This window comes from Aeromonas sp. SE22, from assembly GCF_038739755.1.
Taxonomy (GTDB): Bacteria; Pseudomonadota; Gammaproteobacteria; order Enterobacterales; family Aeromonadaceae; genus Aeromonas; species Aeromonas jandaei.
Genome location: NZ_JBCGFD010000001.1, coordinates 206,852 through 225,518, shown reverse-complemented (window position 1 = coordinate 225,518; position 18,667 = coordinate 206,852). Strand labels below are relative to the sequence as shown.

The following is an 18,667-nucleotide window of genomic DNA, read 5'->3' as shown; positions in this document are numbered from 1 at the left end:
CTCTTGAATCTTTGCAAATCGTGATAGCGGGGGGAGTCAGCTCCCCCGGCCATAAACTTAACCTTTCACACCGCCAGCGGTCAGACCGCCAACCAGCCAGCGCTGTGCCAGCAGGAACACCACTGTGATGGGGAAGCCGGAGAGCACAGCGGCTGCGGCAAAGTCACCCCACAGGTAGTTCTGCGGATAGAGATACTGCTGGGCTCCGACCGCCAGGGTCAGATTGTTCACATCCTGCAGCAGGATGGAGGCCATGGGCACCTCGGTAATGGAACCGATAAAGGCCAGAATAAACACCACCGCCAGAATGGGCACCGACAGGGGCAACAGGATCAGGCGGAATGCCTGCCACGGAGTCGCACCGTCGATGGCCGCAGCCTCCTCCAGAGAGGAGTCGATGGTCTCGAAGTAGCCCTTGATGGTCCAGACGTGCAGGGCGATACCGCCCATGTAGGCGAGGATCAGGCCACCGTGGGTGTTGAGACCCAGCCAGGGGATGTAGTCACCAATCTTGTTAAAGAGCGCGTAGATGGCCACCAGTGCCAGCACAGCCGGGAACATCTGGAAAATCAGCATGCCCTGCAGGATGGTGGACTTGCCACGAAAACGCAGGCGGGCAAAGGCGTAGGCACAGGTGGTGGAGAGCGTCACGATCATCAGGGCAGTGATGCCGGCGATCTTGATGGAGTTCCACAACCAGGTCAGCACCGGGAACGGCGGCGGCGTGATGCTGCCGTCGGCGTTGGTGATGGAGATGCCCAGCGCCAGTTTCCAGTGATCCAGGGTCGGATTGGAGGGGATGATCTCCCCTACCGCGAAGTTACCGTTACGGAACGAGATGGCGATAACCATGATCAACGGGAAGATGATCAGCGCCAGGAAGCCCCACATGACCAGGTGGGTTGCCCACACCCGGTATTTGACTGATTTGGGTTGTACGATTGCCATGTTGAAGCCTCCTTACAGCTGCTTGTCGGCTTTGGACAATTTCAGGTTGAGCAGCGCCAGCGCACCTACGATGAGGAAGATGGCGGTGGCGATGGCACTGGCCAGACCGTAGTCCTGACCACCCGATCCCTGGAACGCAATCCGATAGGTGTAGCTCACCAGCAGGTCGGTAGTACCGGCCGGAGTGCTGGCACCGATAATGTCCGGAGCACCGTTGGTCAACAACTGGATAAGTACGAAGTTGTTGAAGTTGAAGGCAAACGAGGCAATCAACAGCGGGGTCAGCGGTTTCATCAGCAGCGGCACGGTGATCTTGAAGAAGTTCTGCACCGGACCGGCACCGTCCATGGCGGACGCTTCATAGAGATCTTCCGGGATAGCTTTGAGCAGGCCCATGCAGAGGATCATCATGTAGGGGTAGCCCAGCCAGGTGTTGACGATCAGAATCATCACCTTGGCCAGCATGGGATTGGTATACCAGTCCGGCTTGATGCCAAAGGCCGCTTCCAGGAACATGTTGATCTCACCGAAGTTCTGGTTGAACAACCCCTTGAACACCAGGATGGAGATAAACGCCGGAATTGCGTAGGGCAGGATCAGCATGACCCGATAGAAGCCGCGCCCCTTGAGCGATTCCCACTGCACCAGACAGGCCAGCACCATACCGATGGCCAGAGTGAACGCCACTGAACAGGCAGAGAAGATCACGGTCCAGACGAAGATCTGCAGGAACGGCGCCTGAATACCCGGGTCAGTCACGATGCGGGCGAAGTTCTTCCAACCCACGCTGACCACAAAGCCCGGAGCGATGCCCTTGCCGACAAACTGGCCCTGATCGTCGATGTACTGGTAGAAACCGGTCTCGCCGTTGGGCAGCATCAGCTCGCCGCTCTGGTTGTCGCGCAGCAGGTTGCTGTCTTTGATCACCACGCCGGACTTGAGCACGGCGCCATCCATCAGACGGGTGTACTGGGACTTCTGGGCGGCAAACTTGCGCAGGCTGCTCAGGGTCAGATGGGTGGAACCATCGGGCAGCACCAGATCCAGCGCACTCAGGTGGGTGCGATGATCCACGATGGCACGAATGGGGGCCGGTTTGCTGGCGATCTCGCCAGTGACCGGAGTCAGCTCGATGACCTGAGGAGTTGCCTGTGCCCGACCTTCACTCACGGCCAGCTCGCGGGCCTTGTTGTTCATCAGGGTAACGGGTTGGCTGATATAGGCGTGATCATCCTGGTTCAGCTGCAGCTGGAACTGGCCGTTGTCGCCACCCAGCAGCGTAAAATCGAATTCACCGCCCGCCACCTTGTAGGTTTTCTTCAGATGGTAATCACGAGCCTGCTCCACAGAGAGCAAGTTGGTGCCTGAATAGTTGGTGAAGGCGATGCCAATCGTGTAGGCAAGAGGGAAGATGATAAATACAACCATGCCAGCCACACCCGGAAAGATGTAGCGATGGGCATAGGTCTTCTTGTTCATGAAGACATACAGACCGACGGATACCACCACCAGATCCAGCAGCGCGAATACCCACTCGCCACTGGCGTACATCATCACGGCTGCATAGCCGTTGAGGATGGCGACCAGGGCCGCGATAGTCCACTTAAGCCAGGTGTGCTTATCCTTCGGACCGGCATAGGACTCAACAGAAGGTACTACTTCCATGCCAATTAACCTTTATAACGCCAAGAGAGATTTGAGAGAGAGGGAGGCCATTGCGGCCTCCCAGGTAGTGCGTGCTTACTGAACGATACGCTTGGCAGCGGTATCCAGCGCTTCGTCAACACCTTGACGACCGGAGGTCACGTTCTTGAGGGCTGTTTCGAAGGAGGACCAGAAACGGCTCATCTCGGGCACGGACGGCATCGGCTCGCCAGCCTGGGCGTTCAGCATGGTGGCCTTGATGTGCGGATCGGATTCCAGAGTCTTCTGGAAGGATTTCAGCGCAACGGCACCCAGCGGCTTGTCGGCGTTGACCGGAGCCAGACCGGCATCGGTCAGCAGGTAGTTTTCCAGGAACTCGATGGCCAGATCCTTGTTCGGGCTGGCGGCGTTGATGGTGGCCCCCAGTACGCCAACGAAGGCTTTAGCCGGTTTGCCCTTCAGGGTCGGCAGCGGCGCTACGCCGTACTTGATACCGCTCTTGTCCAGGTTGCTCCAGGCCCAGGGACCGTTGATCATCATGGCCACTTCGCCCTTGTTGAACTTGGCATCCATTACGCCATAGTCGATACCCTTCTCCAGGTGACCGGATTTGATCATCTCGGAGATGTAACCTACGCCGATTTTGGCGCCAGCATTGTTCACGCCGGTGTCTTTCACGTCATAACCGGTAGCGGTTTTCTTGAAGGCGTAGCCACCGTTGGCAGCCACCAGCGGGTAGCTGAAGTAGGGGGTGTCATACGCCCACATGATGGCGCGCTTGCCGTTCTTCTTCAGAGTCTCGTCAATCTTGGCGATCTCTTCGAAGGTCTTCGGCGGCTCAGGCAGCAGATCCTTGTTGTAGATCAGGCTGACTGCTTCCATGGCAACCGGGTAGCCATAAGTTTTACCGTCAACAGTCATGGCATCCCATGCCAGCTGTTCGAATTTGGCTTTGGTGGCAGCGCTCGGCGTTACCGGAACCAGCAGACCGGCCTTGACCCACTCACCGTAACGGTCGTGAGCCCAGAAGAAGATGTCCGGGCCGTTGCCAGTGGCGGCAGCTTGCTGGAATTTCACTTCAACCTGATCCGGGTGAGCAACAGTAACCTTGATGCCGGTTTCTGCTTCAAATTTCTTACCCACTTCAGCCAGACCGTTGTATCCCTTGTCACCGTTGATCCAGATGGTCAGCTGGCCTTCATCGATGGCAGCAGTAGCAGTGCAAGCGACGCCAAGAGTGGCCAGACCGATCAGGGATGACAGCAATTTCTTTTTCATGAGCCTTTCCTTGTAGTAGTTCCGCGCTGTAAGAGCATTGTGTGCGAAGTGAATATTATCCCAAGCGTCATTCGCCTCACATGACGCAACTCGCATTTTTGAAATGCAATTACGTATTTCCTTCCAGAAAGTTTTGAAAACATTTTCTTAAATCGGGGAAATAACCCTGTTTATCGGCTTATTTCAAAACAACAACCGAAATATAATTACTAAACTGAAATATAATTACCTCAATGAAAGGGTTTTCACCTGAATGAAAACCCTTTCAGGTGGTTTATTTTGTTTGATCTGTTAACAAAGCACCGGCCCGGTTTCGCCCTGCCCCTTTCGCCCAATAAAAAAGAGACTCTGCCAGGGCAGAGTCTCTTTTTGCCGGAAATGACGGTTTGATCACATTACGACTGGCGCAGCAGCTGATCCTTGAGGTTGGGCGGTACCCCCTTGATGGTCAGGGTGTCGGTCTGCGGGTCATAAAACACGCGGCTGTTCAACAACTTCTGCTCAAAACTCAGGGTCAGACCGCCGCCGGAACCGACAAACTTGGTCAGCCCGCGCAGGGTAGAACGGTCGGCCGGGAAGCGCTCTTCCAGTTCGTACTCCTGACCGATAAAGCTGTAAAAATCGAGGTCACCCTCGCCGGCATCTTTTGCGGAGAGTTCCGCCGACAGCTCCTTGATCTCGATCTCTTCACCGGCACTCGCCTGCTCGGTGCAATATTTGAAAACCTGCTTTTTATAGTCATTGCGTTCTGCCGGTTCGAGCTGGCGACTCTCGCAATAATCTTCAACCGCCTGCAGCAACCCTTTATTCTGGATCTTGGCATCCATTCCTTCACGGGCACCCAGCAGATCCATAAAGAAGTCGCCCAGCTTGCGGCCAATACGTCCCTTGCTGAAGGTAATATAACGGCGTGACTCGGGTTGGGTTTTCCACTCGGTCAAATCGATGCGGGCCACCAGATTGAGTTTGCCAATATCGAGATACTGGATATGACGCAACTCCAGCGCTTCGCTGACGGTGACGCTCTCCTTGCCCTCCAGCAGGGCGATCATCAGATAATCGACACCGACATAGTTGTATTTGGCAATCAGCAATACCCCCTGCTCATCGAGGGCGTGCTCCACCAACTGTTTGACCAGCATCTGGGTCACATTGACCGAGAAGGGCACGAATTCGGTCTGCTCGCCGAGCAGCTGTTCGAGGGCGATGCGAAACGCGGGAGAGGGCTGCTTGGGGGCCTCTTCCCCATCCGCCAGCTCGGCGACGGCAGCCTCGGGGTCGGCGAAGAAGCCAAAGCCCTTGCCTCCCTTGCCGTTATAGATGCGATGCAGTTCCGCCATCAGTCCCTGTACTGCCTCGTCGGGAGGCAGGGTCTGGCTGCGGGTATCGGCGTGTGGTTGACCATCGCCGCCCTGGCGCAGGGAGTGAAGTATGATCTTGTCGATATCGAGACTCATGTCACAAAGCCATAGTGTTAGCCGAAAGGGTGAAGTATTATAAGGCGCTTTGAACCGAGATGAACTGAAGATTATGCCCATCGTATCAAAGTACAATAACGAGCAGTTTGACGCCCTGATGAACGACCTGATCACCGCCCTGGAGAAGCACAAGGCGCCGGTAGATCTCAGTCTGATGGTGCTCGGCAACCTGACTACCAATATCATCAACGGTATGGCTCCGGCCCAGCGTCAGGCCATCACCGAAAAGTTTGTCCAGGCCCTGACCGCATCGGTCGATAACCGCCACGACACGCACTGAGTCCCCGACTCTGTTGATTTGACGTTTCTCAACGCAGATGGATCACTATGGTCGAAACCGGTAACCCCTATCGTGATAATGTCTCTCGCCTGATCACCTGGGGGCATTGGTTCTCCTTCTTCAACATCATTCTCGCCATGCTGATTGCCACCCGTTATCTGGGTGCCATCAGCTGGCCGTCGACCACCCTTGGCGTGGTCTACCTCGTTGTAAGCTGGATTGGCCACTTCTCGTTCTTAAGTTTCGTCACCTATCTGCTGACGATCTTCCCTTTGAGCTTCGTGTTGCCCAAAGAGAAGCCCCTGCGCTTCATCTCCGCCGTCGTGGCGACGCTGGCGCTGGTGCTTTTGCTGATCGACACCCAGGTATTCCGGCTCTTCAAGTTCCACCTAAATGCCCAGGTGTGGCAGTTGCTGCTGGATCAGGCCCAGACCGAGGAGGGCTCGATCTGGAGCATCATCTTCGTCGCCGTGCCGACCATCTTCCTGTTGCAACTGCTGCTGTCGGCCTATGTCTGGCGCAAGATTAACAAGCGCAAGCGCCGTCAGTACGGCAATCAGGTAGGGCTGGCGCTGCTGGTCTGCTTTATCCTGACCCACGTGGTCAACAGCTGGGCGGATGCCACCCTGTATCAGCCCATTACCATGCAGCGTGCCAACTTCCCCCTCTCCTACCCCATGACGGCCCGCTCCTTCCTGGCCAAACATGGCTGGCTGGATCTGGATCAGTACGAGAAGCAGGCGGCCAGCCAGAGCGATGACAGTGACAGCCGGATCCGCTATCCGCTGCGGCCACTCAACGTCAATGCGCCCCTCACCCACAGCAACCTGCTGATTGTGGTGGTCGATTCGCTGCGCTTTGACATGCTCAACAACATCAACATGCCCAATCTGCAGCGCTATGCGGATCAGCATCTCAGCTTCCGCAATCACCTGAGCGGCGGCAACGATGACCTGATGGGGATGTTCAGCCTCTTTTATGGCCTGCCCGGTCACTACTACAAAGAGATCAGCAGCGACAAACGCCCGCCGGTGCTGTTTGACGAACTGCTGCGCCAGGATTACCAGTTCGGCCTGTTCGGGGCGATAGAAGATGGCCAGAAGTATCGCAAGAGCATCCTCGCCGGTCTGCGCAAACAGGTGTTTGTCTCCGAGCAGACCAACGATGGCAAGCTGCTGACCGACTGGCAGCAGTGGCTGGAGAAGCGCACGCCGGAGCGCCCCTGGTTCTCGCTGGTCTATCTCTCAAGTCCTGGCGACTACCAGCTGCCCGCAACCATGAAGGGTCCTTTCCAGCCGGAGCTGACCAACTTCAATCCGGCCACCGCCTATCGGGCGGAAAACCTGGTGAAGCTGGAGAATCGCTACAAGAACTCGGTCTTCTATACCGACCAGTTGCTGGAAGAGATGCTAACCAAGCTGCAGCTGCAGGGCATGGACAGCAATACGGTGGTGGTCATCACCTCCAACCATGGTCAGGAGTTCAACGACACCCAGAACAACAGCTGGGGCGCTGGCAGCAACTACTCCCTCTATCAGGTGCAGGTGCCCATGGTGGTGGCCTGGCCTGGCCGAAACAGCCAGGTGATCGAGCAGCCGAGCAGCCATTTCGACCTGGCGCCAACCCTGATGCAGGGGATGCTGGGGGTGCGCAACCCGCCGCGTGATTACAGCATTGGTCGCTCGCTGTTCGACTTCAGCCCGCGCAACTGGCTGTTGGCCGGGGATCAGAACGACTTTGCCATCTACCAGAGCGGAACCATCACCCACTTCAACAAACAGGGTGACTTCGAGCTGCTGGATCGCAACAGCTATCAACCCATCAAGCGGGCCACCCCCGACATGGGCGCCATGATCCAGGTAATGAACGAGCTCAACCGCTTCTACCGTCACCCCTGACAGGCATCTATCTCAAACAAAACGCCCCCGCATTCGGGGGCGTTTTTTTGGAGTGGCGCCAAGCAATTGCTGGTGTGGATTATTGAACCTGCCCGGTCGACCATGCCTGCGGCAATTTGTAGCCGGCAAACCGCTTGGCGGCATAAGCCTTGAACTCGGCCGAGTTGTAGACCGCCGCCACATCCCTGACAAATGGCTTCTCGCTGTCGACCTGCTTCACGACCACCCAGTTGATAAAGTCGTAGCTGCGCTCAAGAAAGAGTCCCTGGCTAAACGGGATGCCGCTGGAGGCGGCAAAATTGCCGTTGATCACCGCAAAATCCACATCCTCCCGCGAACGGGGCAGTTGCGCTGCCTCCAGCAGCACCAGCTTGAGATTGTGCGGGTTATTCACCACATCAAACTCGCTCGCCTTGAGCGGGTTAATCCCCTTCTTGAGAGTGAGCCAGCCCAGATCCTGCAGCATCAGCAGGGCTCGCGCCTGATTGGTGGGATCGTTGGGGATAGCCACCGTACTCCCCTCTTTCAGCTGATCGAGCGTGGCCAACTTGCCTGAATAGAGCCCCATCGGCCCGGTGGGCACCTGCACAACGGGTGTCAGTGACAAACCGCGGTCTTTGCTAAAGCTCTCAAGATAAGGCTTGTGCTGGAAACAGTTCACATCGAGCGAGCCATCCGCCAGCGCAATGTTGGGGGAAACATAGTCGGTAAATTCCACCAGCCTGACCTTGTACCCTTTGGCCTCCAGCTGCGGCTTGATGGAGTCGGTCACCATGTCGGCAAAATCCCCCACCGTAGTGCCGATCACAATCTCTTGGCGATCCAGCTCACCCGCCCGGGCAGTGCCAGCCAGAGTGCCGCTCAGCAAGAGCAATAGAGAACAAAACCAGAAGGTGCGACGCAACATACAAGACTCCCTGTCTCAAGACTCATCAAGGTGATAGCGGACTACTGATTTCAAATTGGAAATCTGGACGTCCAAATGGCTAATGAAAGACAACTTATCAGAGTCGGCTACCAATACCAAGCGACAAAAATGAGGAAGCTTATGAGCCGGACGACGAAGAGGTGGGGGAATGAAGAGCACGGAGTGCAAACAAACAACGCCAATGTGGCAGTGCTCAGCGGGCATCAGTTAACAAAGACAGCTAACCACCTGAGTTAACAACAAAAAGATCAATAGCGAGCACTGATAAATGCTCTCAATAGAACACACGAACAGCTCCAATGGAATATCTAACATAAAAAAGATCAGATTTCTTTGAGGCTGATCTAACTTATGAAAACAGGTTCTTTTGGCTCTTCATCATCCATGTGTAGATTCCATTCGCACCCAGGAAGGTGCTCTATAAGATGGAGTTTAAAAATAATGAAGCAAACATCGTTAGCACTGGCGATCACAGCATTGCTGTCGGCGCTGCCAGTTGCATCTGTTCAGGCAAATGAAAGTTGTGCCCCCCTGACCGGCAAGGAAGCCGGACTGGATACCGGCCGCAGCAGCAGCGAACGCTGTCTGCCCGGCATCAATCCGCTGCAGGATCAGCAGTGGTACCTGCTCAACAGTGGCCAGGATGCCTTCAGCGCCCGTGGTGGCGTGGCAGGCAACGACCTCAACCTCTGGTGGGCACATCGCACCGGCGTGCTGGGTCAGGGAGTCAATGTAGCCGTGGTGGATGATGGCTTGGCTATCGCCCACCCGGATCTGGCGGACAACGTCCGTCCGGGCTCAAAAAACGTGGTGACCGGCAGCGATGACCCGACCCCGACTGATGCGGATACGGCACACGGCACCTCGGTCTCCGGCATCATAGCGGCGGTAGACAACGCCATCGGCACCAAGGGGATCGCCCCGCGGGCCCAGTTGCAGGGGTTCAACCTGCTGGACGACAACAGCCAGCAGTTGCAGAAAGACTGGCTCTACGCCCTTGGCGACAGCGATGCCAGCCGCGATAACCGGGTGTTCAACCAGAGCTATGGCATGAGCCTGGTCGATCCCCGTCCGGCCAACGACCTGGATCAGGCCCAGCTCGACCGCCTGTTCGAACAGCAAACCCTCAAGGCGCAGAGTGCCGCCTATATCAAGGCTGCCGGCAACGGCTTCAACAAGATAGCGGCGGGCGGCTATGTGCTCAATCGCACCGGCAACGGCCCCAAATTGCCGTTTGAGAACAGCAATCTCGACCCCTCAAACAGCAACTTCTGGAACCTGGTGGTGAGCGCGCTCAACGCAGATGGCGTCAGATCCTCCTACTCCAGCGTCGGCAGCAACGTCTTCCTGAGCGCCACCGGCGGCGAGTACGGTACCGACTCCCCCGCCATGGTGACCACGGATCTGCCCGGCTGCGATATGGGCTACAACCGCACCGACGATCCCCGCACCAACCGGCTGCACGGCAACCCGCAACTGGATGCCAGTTGCGACTACAACGGCGTGATGAACGGCACCTCCTCCGCCACCCCCAGCACCTCGGGTGCCATGGCACTGCTGATGTCCGCCTACCCGGATCTGTCAGTACGCGATTTTCGGGATCTGCTGGCGCGCAGCGCTACCCGGGTCGATGCCAAACATCAACCCGTGATGGTCAGCTACACCAGCAGCACCGGCAAGGTTCGCGACGTGAAAGGGCTGGAAGGGTGGGAGCGCAATGCCGCCGGCATGTGGTTCAGCCCGACTTACGGTTTCGGTCTGATCGACGTCAACAAGGCGCTTGAGCTGGCAGCCAATCACCAGCCCCTCCCCCCGCTGGTGCAGCTGCCGTGGCAGAAGATCAATGTCACCGGCAATGTCGCTGCCATCCCGGATGTGGGCAACAGCCCGACCAGCTCGGCGACCCGCATTGCCACACCGTTGACGGTCGAAGCGGTTCAGGTGATGGTGAGCCTGGATCACCAGCGTCTGCCCGATCTTCTGATCGAACTGGTCTCCCCCGCCGGCACCCGCAGCATCCTGCTGAGCCCTTTCAACAGCCTGGTCGGCCAATCTCTCGACCAGCAGCAGCTGGGCTTTGTGCGCACCAAGGGATTGCGTGACATGCGCCTGCTCTCCCACAAGTTCTACGGTGAATCGGCCGAAGGCCAGTGGCGACTGGAGGTAACCGACGTTGCCAACGGTACCCGTCAGGTCTCTCTGCTCAATCGCAAGACCAAGGAACGCACCACCCTGACCGAGCGCAACAACCGTCAACCGGGCAAACTGATCTCATGGTCCCTGCGGGTCCTGGGTCACGATGCCAACCGCAGCTAACACGCTAGGAGTATTACCATGAACAAACCTGTTACCTTGCTTCTGGCAACCCTGCTGGCCCCCCTCTCGGGACAGCTCTGCGCCGAGGAGTCCGTCACTATGGATGGCAAGCAGTACAGCACCATAGAGGTGAACGGCCAGACCTACCTCATTCCCGACAATGGCAGCAAGAAGCGGGTCACCCGCAGTCTGGATGACAAAGTGCCGCAGCAAAGCCTGCGTCGCGGCGACGTATTGATGCAGGGAGCCGCCAGCCCCGAGCTCACCGTCAGCGGTACCCTGCTGGTGGAAGCTGACGATGCCACCGCCAAGGCGCTGGCGACGCGCCACGGCTTGAACTTCAAGCAGAGCAGCGGCGGTATCGCCCTGCTGGAGGCCAAATCGGGCACCGATCTCAACGCCATCGCCACCAAGCTCCAGAGCGAGGGGGTGAAGGTACAGATCGAGCTGTCGGGGGCCGAGCGGCAACCAAAATAGGTCTCGTCAGCGGGATAACAAAGGGGGCCATCATGGCCCCCTTTCTATTCTCTTCACTGCGACAGCGGCTTACTTGCGGCCATGCAGCTCCGCCAGATAGAGCCAGGTGTCGACCACGGTATCCGGGTTGAGCGACACCGAGTCTATCCCCTGCTCCACCAGCCAGGCGGCAAAGTCCGGGTGATCAGACGGGCCCTGGCCACAGATCCCCACGTACTTGCCCGCCTTGCGGGCAGCGGCAATGGCCATCGCCAGCAGCGCCTTGACCGCCTCGTTACGCTCGTCGAACAGGTGGGCGATAAGGCCCGAGTCCCTATCAAGTCCAAGGGTGAGCTGGGTCATGTCGTTGGAGCCGATGGAGAAGCCGTCCACGTGCTCGAGGAACTTGTCTGCCAGGAGGGCGTTGCTCGGGATCTCGCACATCATGATCACCTTGAGCCCCCGCTCGCCACGGCGCAGACCATTCTCTGCCAGGATGTCAATCACCTGCTCCGCCTCGCTCACGGTGCGCACGAAGGGGATCATCACCTCGACGTTGGTCAGCCCCATGACATCGCGCACCCGCTTGATCGCCTCGCACTCGAGGGCAAAACAGGGGCGGAAGCTGTCGGCGATGTAGCGCGACGCACCACGAAAACCGATCATCGGGTTCTCTTCGTGAGGCTCGTAGCCACGGCCGCCCACCAGGTTGGCGTACTCGTTGGACTTGAAGTCCGACATCCGCACGATCACCCGCTCCGGCCAGAAGGCGGCGGCCAGGGTGGCGATGCCTTCGGTCAGCTTGGCGACGTAGAACTCGCGCGGGCTCTCGTAGCCGGCAATCATCTTGCCGATGGTGGCCTTGAGCTCGGGACTCTGGCTGTCGAACTCCAGCAGCGCCTTGGGGTGCACGCCGATCATCCGGTTGATGATGAACTCGAGACGGGCCAGCCCGACACCGGCATTGGGCAACTGGGCAAAATCGAAGGCCCGATCCGGGTTGCCGACGTTCATCATGATCTTGATGGGCAGGCGCGGCATGTTGCCCACCTCGGTCACCGCCACGTCGAAGTCCAGCTCGCCGTCATAGATAAAACCGGTATCCCCTTCCGCGCAGGAGACGGTGATAAGCTGGCCAGCCTCGATGCTATCGGTGGCATTGCCGCAGCCCACTACCGCCGGAATGCCCAGTTCGCGAGCGATGATGGCGGCGTGACAGGTACGGCCGCCCCGGTTGGTCACGATGGCTGAGGCCCGCTTCATGATGGGCTCCCAGTCCGGGTCGGTCATGTCGGTGACCAGCACATCGCCGGGCTGCACTTCGTCCATCTGGCTGATGGAGGAGATGACCCGCGCCGGGCCAGCCCCGATCTTGTGACCGATGGCCCGCCCCTCGATCAGCACCTTGCCCGCTTGCTTGAGGGCGAAGCGCTCCAGGGTGTTGGCCTCCTGGCGGCTGCGCACTGTTTCCGGGCGCGCCTGCACGATGTAGAGCTTGCCATCCTGCCCATCCTTGGCCCACTCGATATCCATCGGGCGGCCATAGTGCTGCTCGATGATAAGGGCCTGCCTGGCCAGCTCCATCACCTCGGCATCCGTGATGCAGAAGCGGCCGCGCTCGGCTTCCTGGGTGTCGACGATCTGCACCTGACGGCCATGGCTGGCATCGCCGGAATAGGTCATCTTGATAAGCTTGGAGCCAAGCGTCTTGCGCACCACCGCCGGGCGTCCGCCCTTGAGGGTCGGTTTGTGCACGTAGAACTCGTCCGGGTTGACCGCACCCTGTACCACCATCTCGCCAAGACCGTGGGCACCGGTGATAAAGACCACGTCGTTGAAACCCGACTCGGTATCCAGGGTGAACATGACGCCGGAGGCGGCAAGATCCGAACGCACCATCCTCTGCACCCCGGCCGACAGGGCGACGCCCTTGTGGTCATAACCCTGATGCACCCGATAGGAGATGGCGCGATCGTTGAACAGGGAGGCAAAGACATGCTTGATAGCCACCATGACGGCATCGATGCCGCGCACGTTGAGGAAGGTCTCCTGCTGGCCGGCAAAGGAGGCATCCGGCATATCCTCGGCGGTGGCGGAGGATCGCACCGCAAAAGAGGCATCCAAACCTGCACTCAGTCTGGCGTAAGCCTCGCGGATCGCCTGCTCCAGCGCGCTCTGGAACGGGGCTTCTATCACCCAGTCACGGATCTGCTGACCGGCCCGATTGAGGGCGGCAATGTCATCCACATCCAGATTGTCGAGCAGATGGTGGATCTTGCCGTTGAGGCCGCTTGACTCCAGAAACTCGTTAAACGCAAAGGCGGTGGTGGCAAACCCGCCCGGCACCGTTACACCGGCGCCAGAGAGGTTGCTGATCATCTCGCCAAGGGATGCGTTCTTGCCGCCAACTCGTTCTACGTCCTGCATTCCGAGTTGCTCGTACCAGAGTACGTACTGTTGCACTTGCATGTCTCCAGGTTGGTGGGCAAGGTGCCATGGCACCTTTTTTGTGCCCGATTTTTATAGGTGAGTAAGGTGCGTTATTGTCTCTTTCTTCTATTGCCAACGACCATGAAAACGTTTTCTACTTATTGTCAAAAAAATCCCCGAGCAAGATAGGGGATGGTCGAATGACCCGAACATTCTACAATGCCGACACAAAAAGATAACGACTCAGGTTTGCTAGCCACTTCACAACTTGGGCATGGCAGACCGGTTGACAACAGGGGGATGGTTTCGACAGATACTTCCTGGCCAGCCCCTTGGTCGATGTAACAGGAGCTCAACGTGCACACCGTATTTTATGTTTCCGATGGGACCGCCATCACCGCCGAAGTGTTCGGCCACGCGGTACTGAGCCAGTTTCCACTGGCCTTCGAGCAGATCACCATCCCCTTCGTGGAGAGCCGTGAAAAGGCGCGGCAGGTGCGGATGCGGATCGATGAACAGTTTCGCCAGACCGGGGTGCGCCCCATCCTGTTTCACACCATCATCGATCCCCAGGTGCGCGAGGAGGTACTGAAAGCCGAAGCGAGCAGTCACGACTTTCTCAACACCTTCGTCAGCCCGCTGGAACAGGAGCTGGGGGTGAAGGCCGAACCCCGCCCCCATCGCACCCACGGCATGGAGAATCGCAAGCTCTATGACGATCGCATCGAGGCGGTCAACTTCGCACTGGCCAACGACGATGGCATCACCACCAAAGAGTACGACGAGGCAGACATCATCCTGATCGGGGTCTCCCGCTGCGGCAAAACCCCCACCAGCCTCTATCTGGCGCTCCAGTTCGGCATTCGCGCCGCCAACTATCCCTTTATCGAGCAGGACATGGGTGGGCTGGAGCTGCCGACGCCCCTCAAGGCCAACCGTCACAAACTGTTTGGTCTCACCATAGCGCCGCAGCGGCTGCACGAGATCCGCAACCAGCGCCGCGCCAATAGCCGCTACGCCTCGCTGGAGCAGTGCGAGCAGGAGTTGGCCAGCGTGGAGCGGCTGTTTCGTCAGGAGGCGATCCGCTTTCTCGATACCAGCTCCCACTCGGTAGAGGAGATCAGCGCCAAAATCCTCGAGGCAACCGGCCTGCGTCGCCAGCTCTGTTAAGCCAGCTTGACAGCAGATAAGCCACGCCAGATGCAAAGAGGGGAGAAGCCATCAAGCTTCTCCCCTCTTTCTCTGGTTATTACCGCATGGCCACCGTGATAAAAAGCCGCCCGGAATTGCCTAGCGATTGAGTTCGGGATTGTTCAGCAAACGGGCATAAAAGGGCAGCAGGCCGCGGCGCCTGCGGATCCGCTCGGCCAGCAAGCAACCCGCCAGCGCCCCCACCACACCTCCGGCCAGCAGAAGCAACGGCCAGTGGTGCAACACCCCCTCATCACCCAGTACAAACCAGCCCCCCATCATGGCTGTCATCCCGACCAGCAGCAGCGGACTGGCGGCAATCAGCAGCCAGATCGTCACCAGCAATCCGCTGGCAACCCAGCGCTGCAGCAGTGTTACCTTGTCACGGGTATGCCGCTGCTCACCCTGTTGCCTCTCCATCATCAGACCACTCCTCCCGGCCAAAAAACCAGAAATCAAAACAACTCAACAAATGTCAACAAAACACAATTCGATTGATTGAATTTCAGGCACAACCTGTTTCGTCACCTGAAAATCTAATTAAAAAGCTGGCTTTTGACCAAAATACCACCGCTTAGCGCGGAAAACAGGTGCATTTATGGCGAATTATCACTATTCTGCTTTCGTTACCAGTCCAGATTAAAAATTGAAAACGACATGGCGTAACGAAATAAATACAGATTTCGTCAGGTTTTGGCTACGCATCGCTATGCTGCTCAGGAAGAGCCCAACACCGGCAAGAGACAACAGAGATAGGTAAAGGACAGATCCATGGATTTGAAACAAGACGGTGAAGAGCTGAAACGCGGCCTCAAAAACCGGCACATTCAGTTAATTGCGTTAGGCGGTGCCATCGGTACCGGCCTCTTTCTGGGGATTGCCCAGACCATCAAGATGGCTGGCCCCTCCGTACTGCTGGGTTATGCCATCGGCGGCTTTATCGCCTTCCTGATCATGCGCCAGCTCGGTGAAATGGTGGTGGAAGAGCCGGTAGCCGGCTCCTTCAGCCACTTTGCCTACAAATACTGGGGTGAGTTTGCCGGTTTCGCATCCGGCTGGAACTACTGGGTTCTCTACGTGCTGGTGAGCATGGCCGAGCTGACCGCGGTGGGCATCTACGTCCAATACTGGTGGCCCGAGATCCCAACCTGGATGTCGGCAGCCTTCTTCTTCGTGCTGATCAACACCATCAACCTCTCCAACGTCAAAGCGTTTGGCGAGATGGAGTTCTGGTTCGCCATCATCAAGGTGGTCGCCATCATCGGCATGATCGGCTTTGGCGGCTATCTGCTCATCTCCGGTGCCGGCGGCCCCGAGGCGAGCGTGACCAACCTGTGGGCTCAGGGCGGCTTTTTCCCCAACGGCATCAGCGGTCTGGTGATGGCGATGGCGGTGATCATGTTCTCCTTCGGTGGTCTGGAGCTGGTCGGTATTACCGCAGCCGAAGCTGACAACCCCGAGAAGAGCATCCCCAAGGCGACCAATCAAGTGATCTACCGGATCCTGATCTTCTACATCGGCGCCCTGGCCATCCTGATGTCCCTCTACCCCTGGGGTAAAGTGGTCGAAGGCGGCAGCCCGTTCGTGATGATCTTCCACGCACTGGATAGTGATCTGGTCGCCACCGTGCTCAATATCGTGGTGCTGACGGCGGCGCTGTCGGTCTACAACAGCTGCGTCTACTGCAACAGCCGGATGCTGTTCGGTCTGGCCAAACAGGGCAACGGCCCGAAAGTGCTGCTCAAGACCAACAAGAGCGGTGTACCGCTGGTTGCCCTCTCGGTCTCTGCCATCGCCACTCTGCTCTGCGTGCTGATCAACTACCTGATGCCGGGCAAGGCCTTTGGTCTGCTGATGGCGCTGGTGGTCTCCGCACTGGTGATCAACTGGGCGATGATCAGCCTCGCGCATCTGAAGTTCCGCAAGGCCAAGGTCGCGGAAGGTGTCCAGCCCAAGTTCAAGGCGTTCTGGTATCCCTTCGGCAACTACCTCTGCCTCGCGTTCATGGCCGGTATTCTGGTGATCATGTACATGACCCCCGATTTCCGCATCTCGGTCGAACTGATCCCGGCCTGGCTGGTGGTACTGGGCATCGGCTTCGTCATCAAGCGCAAGGGACAGGCCCAAACCAAGGCCGCCGTCAATCTGGGTTGATAACCGGGCTTCTCAATACCAAAAACGCCGATCATCTGATCGGCGTTTTTTTATGCAAGCAAATCGCTCACTGTTCGCCAGCCGGTGCCTTGGCGGATAACGCCTCTGTACAGGTAGGGCTGTTGACGCAGCACTCCTCCTGAAAAAAGGCGATGATCTCTTCCAGTACCGCATATTGGGAGACGCAAAGCAGGGTGCGGCTCTCGCGGTTCTGCTTCACCAGCCCGACTGAGACCAGTGCCGCAATATGATGGCTGAGGGTTGATCCCGGGATCTCCAGCTGCTTTTGCAGCTCACCCACCGACAACCCCTGCTCCCCCGCCTTGACCAGATGCTTGAAGATAAACAGACGGGTTGGATGACCCAGCTCCTTCAACGCCTTGGCAACCTCTTCCAGCTCCATTCTCATTCCCCTGCGACGCGGTGATATTTCGATAATACCAGAAATATCTTGACCGCCACATCATTTCGAATATTTTAGAAATATAGTTTTCACCAAGAGAGTATGATGATGAACCACTGGTTACCGATGCTGACTGATGCATCCCATATGTTTTTATTCTTGGCTTTTGAGCTTTCCATCCTGTTTCTGGTCATCAGTGCAGGGGTCAGCTTGCTACGGCAAAAGATCCCCGATGAGAAGATCCAGCGCCTACTGGGCGCGCGCAAAGGCAGAGGCTACTTGCTCTCTGCGTTGCTCGGTGCCGTCACCCCTTTTTGCAGCTGCTCCACCATCCCCATGCTGAGAGGATTGCTCTCCGCCAAAGCCGGCTTTGGCCCGACCATCACCTTTCTTTTCATCTCCCCGCTCTTGAATCCCATCATCGTCGGCTTGATGTGGGCCACCTTCGGCTGGAAAGTGACACTGCTCTACGCAGTGATTGCCGCCAGCGTCTCCATGCTGGCCAGCCTGCTGCTCGACAAGATGGGGTTCGAACGGCATGTCATTGATGCCAGAGAGGCAATCTCCGGTAGTTGCACCACCGGTTGTAAACCCGGCACCAAGAGAGCCTCTCCGGCGCAAACCGCCTGCTGCACAATCAGCGCAAGTCCCATCAAGGCCATGCGGCCGATGGCAAGCGCCACCTGCTGTAGTACCTCAGCCCTGAGTGCAGAGGTCCCCACCCTCTCGTGCTGCCCGGATACAGCTACTACCCCGGTTGCTACAGAAATGCTGCCTGCCCAGTTGCGCAAGGCTGGTGCCGATGCCTGGCAGCAGTTTCGCGATGTACTGCCCTTCCTGCTGCTTGGCGTACTCATCGGCTCTTTCATCTATGGCTTTATTCCGGCCGAGTGGATCGCCGCCCATGCCGGCGCCGACAACCCGCTGGCCATCCCCTTCAGCGCTATCGTCGGGATCCCGCTCTATATTCGTGCCGAGGCAGTGATCCCGCTGGCGTCGGTACTGCTGGGCAAAGGGATGGGAATGGGCGCCGTGATGGCGCTGATCATCGGCAGCGCCGGCGCCAGCCTGACCGAAGTGATCTTGCTCAGATCGATGTTCAAAGCCCCCATGATAGTGGCCTTCCTGACCGTGATCCTCGGCATGGCTGTCCTGATGGGCTACCTCACGCAGTTGCTGTTCTAACAACTCTGCCCCCAGATATGAAAAACGCCGATCGGATGATCGGCGTCTTATTTATTACGGACAAAAATCCGTGGCTCA

The 18,667-nt window shown here is 57.7% G+C and carries 15 protein-coding genes; 7 read left to right on the top strand and 8 right to left on the bottom strand.

Translation table 11 applies throughout. The features are described from left to right. Positions 1 to 57: 57 nt before the first annotated feature. The 4 genes from malG to yejK form a co-directional block, all read right to left on the bottom strand. Entirely contained in the window at positions 58 to 948 is an 891-nt protein-coding gene (gene malG / locus AAHA39_RS00970) for a maltose ABC transporter permease MalG (RefSeq protein WP_041209357.1), read from the bottom strand. 12 nt (positions 949 to 960) lie between these two features. Further along, a complete protein-coding gene (malF, locus tag AAHA39_RS00965; RefSeq protein ID WP_041209356.1) occupies positions 961 to 2,613 on the bottom strand; it encodes a maltose ABC transporter permease MalF in 1,653 nt (550 codons plus the stop codon). A gap of 75 nt (positions 2,614 to 2,688) precedes the next feature. Next, the gene (gene malE, locus AAHA39_RS00960; RefSeq protein ID WP_033116010.1) at positions 2,689 to 3,870 is read right to left on the bottom strand and encodes a maltose/maltodextrin ABC transporter substrate-binding protein MalE; all 1,182 of its coding nucleotides are present in this window, start codon (positions 3,868 to 3,870) and stop codon (positions 2,689 to 2,691) included. Positions 3,871 to 4,265: 395 nt separating this feature from the next. Beyond that, entirely contained in the window at positions 4,266 to 5,327 is a 1,062-nt protein-coding gene (gene yejK / locus AAHA39_RS00955) for a nucleoid-associated protein YejK (protein ID WP_182927697.1), read from the bottom strand. A gap of 73 nt (positions 5,328 to 5,400) precedes the next feature. Here yejK and AAHA39_RS00950 point away from each other — a divergent pair, with 73 nt between their 5' ends. Beyond that, entirely contained in the window at positions 5,401 to 5,628 is a 228-nt protein-coding gene (locus AAHA39_RS00950) for a DUF1414 domain-containing protein (RefSeq protein ID WP_005344699.1), read from the top strand. A 47-nt stretch (positions 5,629 to 5,675) separates the two neighbouring features. Beyond that, positions 5,676 to 7,526, top strand: coding sequence for a DUF3413 domain-containing protein (locus AAHA39_RS00945; RefSeq protein ID WP_104015105.1), 1,851 nt, complete (start codon positions 5,676 to 5,678; stop codon positions 7,524 to 7,526). A 79-nt stretch (positions 7,527 to 7,605) separates the two neighbouring features. Here AAHA39_RS00945 and AAHA39_RS00940 read toward each other — a convergent pair whose 3' ends face one another. Further along, entirely contained in the window at positions 7,606 to 8,433 is an 828-nt protein-coding gene (locus AAHA39_RS00940; protein ID WP_320657029.1) for a MetQ/NlpA family ABC transporter substrate-binding protein, read from the bottom strand. Positions 8,434 to 8,895: 462 nt separating this feature from the next. On the opposite strand from AAHA39_RS00940, the gene asp reads away from it, so the two are divergent. Both asp and AAHA39_RS00930 read left to right on the top strand, forming a co-directional pair. Then, positions 8,896 to 10,770, top strand: coding sequence for a serine protease Asp (asp, locus tag AAHA39_RS00935; RefSeq protein ID WP_320657028.1), 1,875 nt, complete (start codon positions 8,896 to 8,898; stop codon positions 10,768 to 10,770). Between the two features lie 18 nt (positions 10,771 to 10,788). Continuing rightward, entirely contained in the window at positions 10,789 to 11,247 is a 459-nt protein-coding gene (locus AAHA39_RS00930; protein ID WP_043849827.1) for a serine protease chaperone, read from the top strand. Between the two features lie 69 nt (positions 11,248 to 11,316). Here the strand turns inward: AAHA39_RS00930 and ppsA are convergent, their stop codons facing one another. Then, positions 11,317 to 13,695 carry a phosphoenolpyruvate synthase gene (gene ppsA / locus AAHA39_RS00925; RefSeq protein ID WP_320657027.1) on the bottom strand — a complete coding sequence of 793 codons (2,379 nt, stop codon included), beginning with the start codon at positions 13,693 to 13,695 and terminating at the stop codon, positions 11,317 to 11,319. 318 nt (positions 13,696 to 14,013) lie between these two features. On the opposite strand from ppsA, the gene ppsR reads away from it, so the two are divergent. Next, a complete protein-coding gene (ppsR, locus tag AAHA39_RS00920; protein WP_033116017.1) occupies positions 14,014 to 14,826 on the top strand; it encodes a posphoenolpyruvate synthetase regulatory kinase/phosphorylase PpsR in 813 nt (270 codons plus the stop codon). A 120-nt stretch (positions 14,827 to 14,946) separates the two neighbouring features. On the opposite strand, the gene AAHA39_RS00915 is transcribed toward ppsR, so the two are convergent. After that, positions 14,947 to 15,270 carry a hypothetical protein gene (locus AAHA39_RS00915; protein WP_320657026.1) on the bottom strand — a complete coding sequence of 108 codons (324 nt, stop codon included), beginning with the start codon at positions 15,268 to 15,270 and terminating at the stop codon, positions 14,947 to 14,949. Positions 15,271 to 15,618: 348 nt separating this feature from the next. Between AAHA39_RS00915 and AAHA39_RS00910 the strand changes: the two genes are divergently transcribed. Then, positions 15,619 to 17,001, top strand: coding sequence for an amino acid permease (locus tag AAHA39_RS00910; RefSeq protein WP_156852039.1), 1,383 nt, complete (start codon positions 15,619 to 15,621; stop codon positions 16,999 to 17,001). A 67-nt stretch (positions 17,002 to 17,068) separates the two neighbouring features. Here the strand turns inward: AAHA39_RS00910 and AAHA39_RS00905 are convergent, their stop codons facing one another. Then, positions 17,069 to 17,404, bottom strand: coding sequence for an ArsR/SmtB family transcription factor (locus AAHA39_RS00905; protein ID WP_320657025.1), 336 nt, complete (start codon positions 17,402 to 17,404; stop codon positions 17,069 to 17,071). A gap of 108 nt (positions 17,405 to 17,512) precedes the next feature. Between AAHA39_RS00905 and AAHA39_RS00900 the strand changes: the two genes are divergently transcribed. Further along, a complete protein-coding gene (locus AAHA39_RS00900; protein ID WP_198506599.1) occupies positions 17,513 to 18,589 on the top strand; it encodes a permease in 1,077 nt (358 codons plus the stop codon). Positions 18,590 to 18,667: the final 78 nt, after the last annotated feature.

Bases quoted from the DNA above. Each gene is read 5' to 3' on its own strand.
- malG (WP_041209357.1), bottom strand. From the start codon at position 948: ATGGCAATCGTACAACCCAAATCAGTCAAATACCGGGTGTGGGCAACC.
- malF (WP_041209356.1), bottom strand. From the start codon at position 2,613: ATGGAAGTAGTACCTTCTGTTGAGTCCTATGCCGGTCCGAAGGATAAG.
- malE (WP_033116010.1), bottom strand. From the start codon at position 3,870: ATGAAAAAGAAATTGCTGTCATCCCTGATCGGTCTGGCCACTCTTGGC.
- yejK (WP_182927697.1), bottom strand. From the start codon at position 5,327: ATGAGTCTCGATATCGACAAGATCATACTTCACTCCCTGCGCCAGGGC.
- AAHA39_RS00950 (WP_005344699.1), top strand. From the start codon at position 5,401: ATGCCCATCGTATCAAAGTACAATAACGAGCAGTTTGACGCCCTGATG.
- AAHA39_RS00945 (WP_104015105.1), top strand. From the start codon at position 5,676: ATGGTCGAAACCGGTAACCCCTATCGTGATAATGTCTCTCGCCTGATC.
- AAHA39_RS00940 (WP_320657029.1), bottom strand. From the start codon at position 8,433: ATGTTGCGTCGCACCTTCTGGTTTTGTTCTCTATTGCTCTTGCTGAGC.
- asp (WP_320657028.1), top strand. From the start codon at position 8,896: ATGAAGCAAACATCGTTAGCACTGGCGATCACAGCATTGCTGTCGGCG.
- AAHA39_RS00930 (WP_043849827.1), top strand. From the start codon at position 10,789: ATGAACAAACCTGTTACCTTGCTTCTGGCAACCCTGCTGGCCCCCCTC.
- ppsA (WP_320657027.1), bottom strand. From the start codon at position 13,695: ATGCAAGTGCAACAGTACGTACTCTGGTACGAGCAACTCGGAATGCAG.
- AAHA39_RS00915 (WP_320657026.1), bottom strand. From the start codon at position 15,270: ATGATGGAGAGGCAACAGGGTGAGCAGCGGCATACCCGTGACAAGGTA.
- AAHA39_RS00910 (WP_156852039.1), top strand. From the start codon at position 15,619: ATGGATTTGAAACAAGACGGTGAAGAGCTGAAACGCGGCCTCAAAAAC.
- AAHA39_RS00905 (WP_320657025.1), bottom strand. From the start codon at position 17,404: ATGGAGCTGGAAGAGGTTGCCAAGGCGTTGAAGGAGCTGGGTCATCCA.
- AAHA39_RS00900 (WP_198506599.1), top strand. From the start codon at position 17,513: ATGAACCACTGGTTACCGATGCTGACTGATGCATCCCATATGTTTTTA.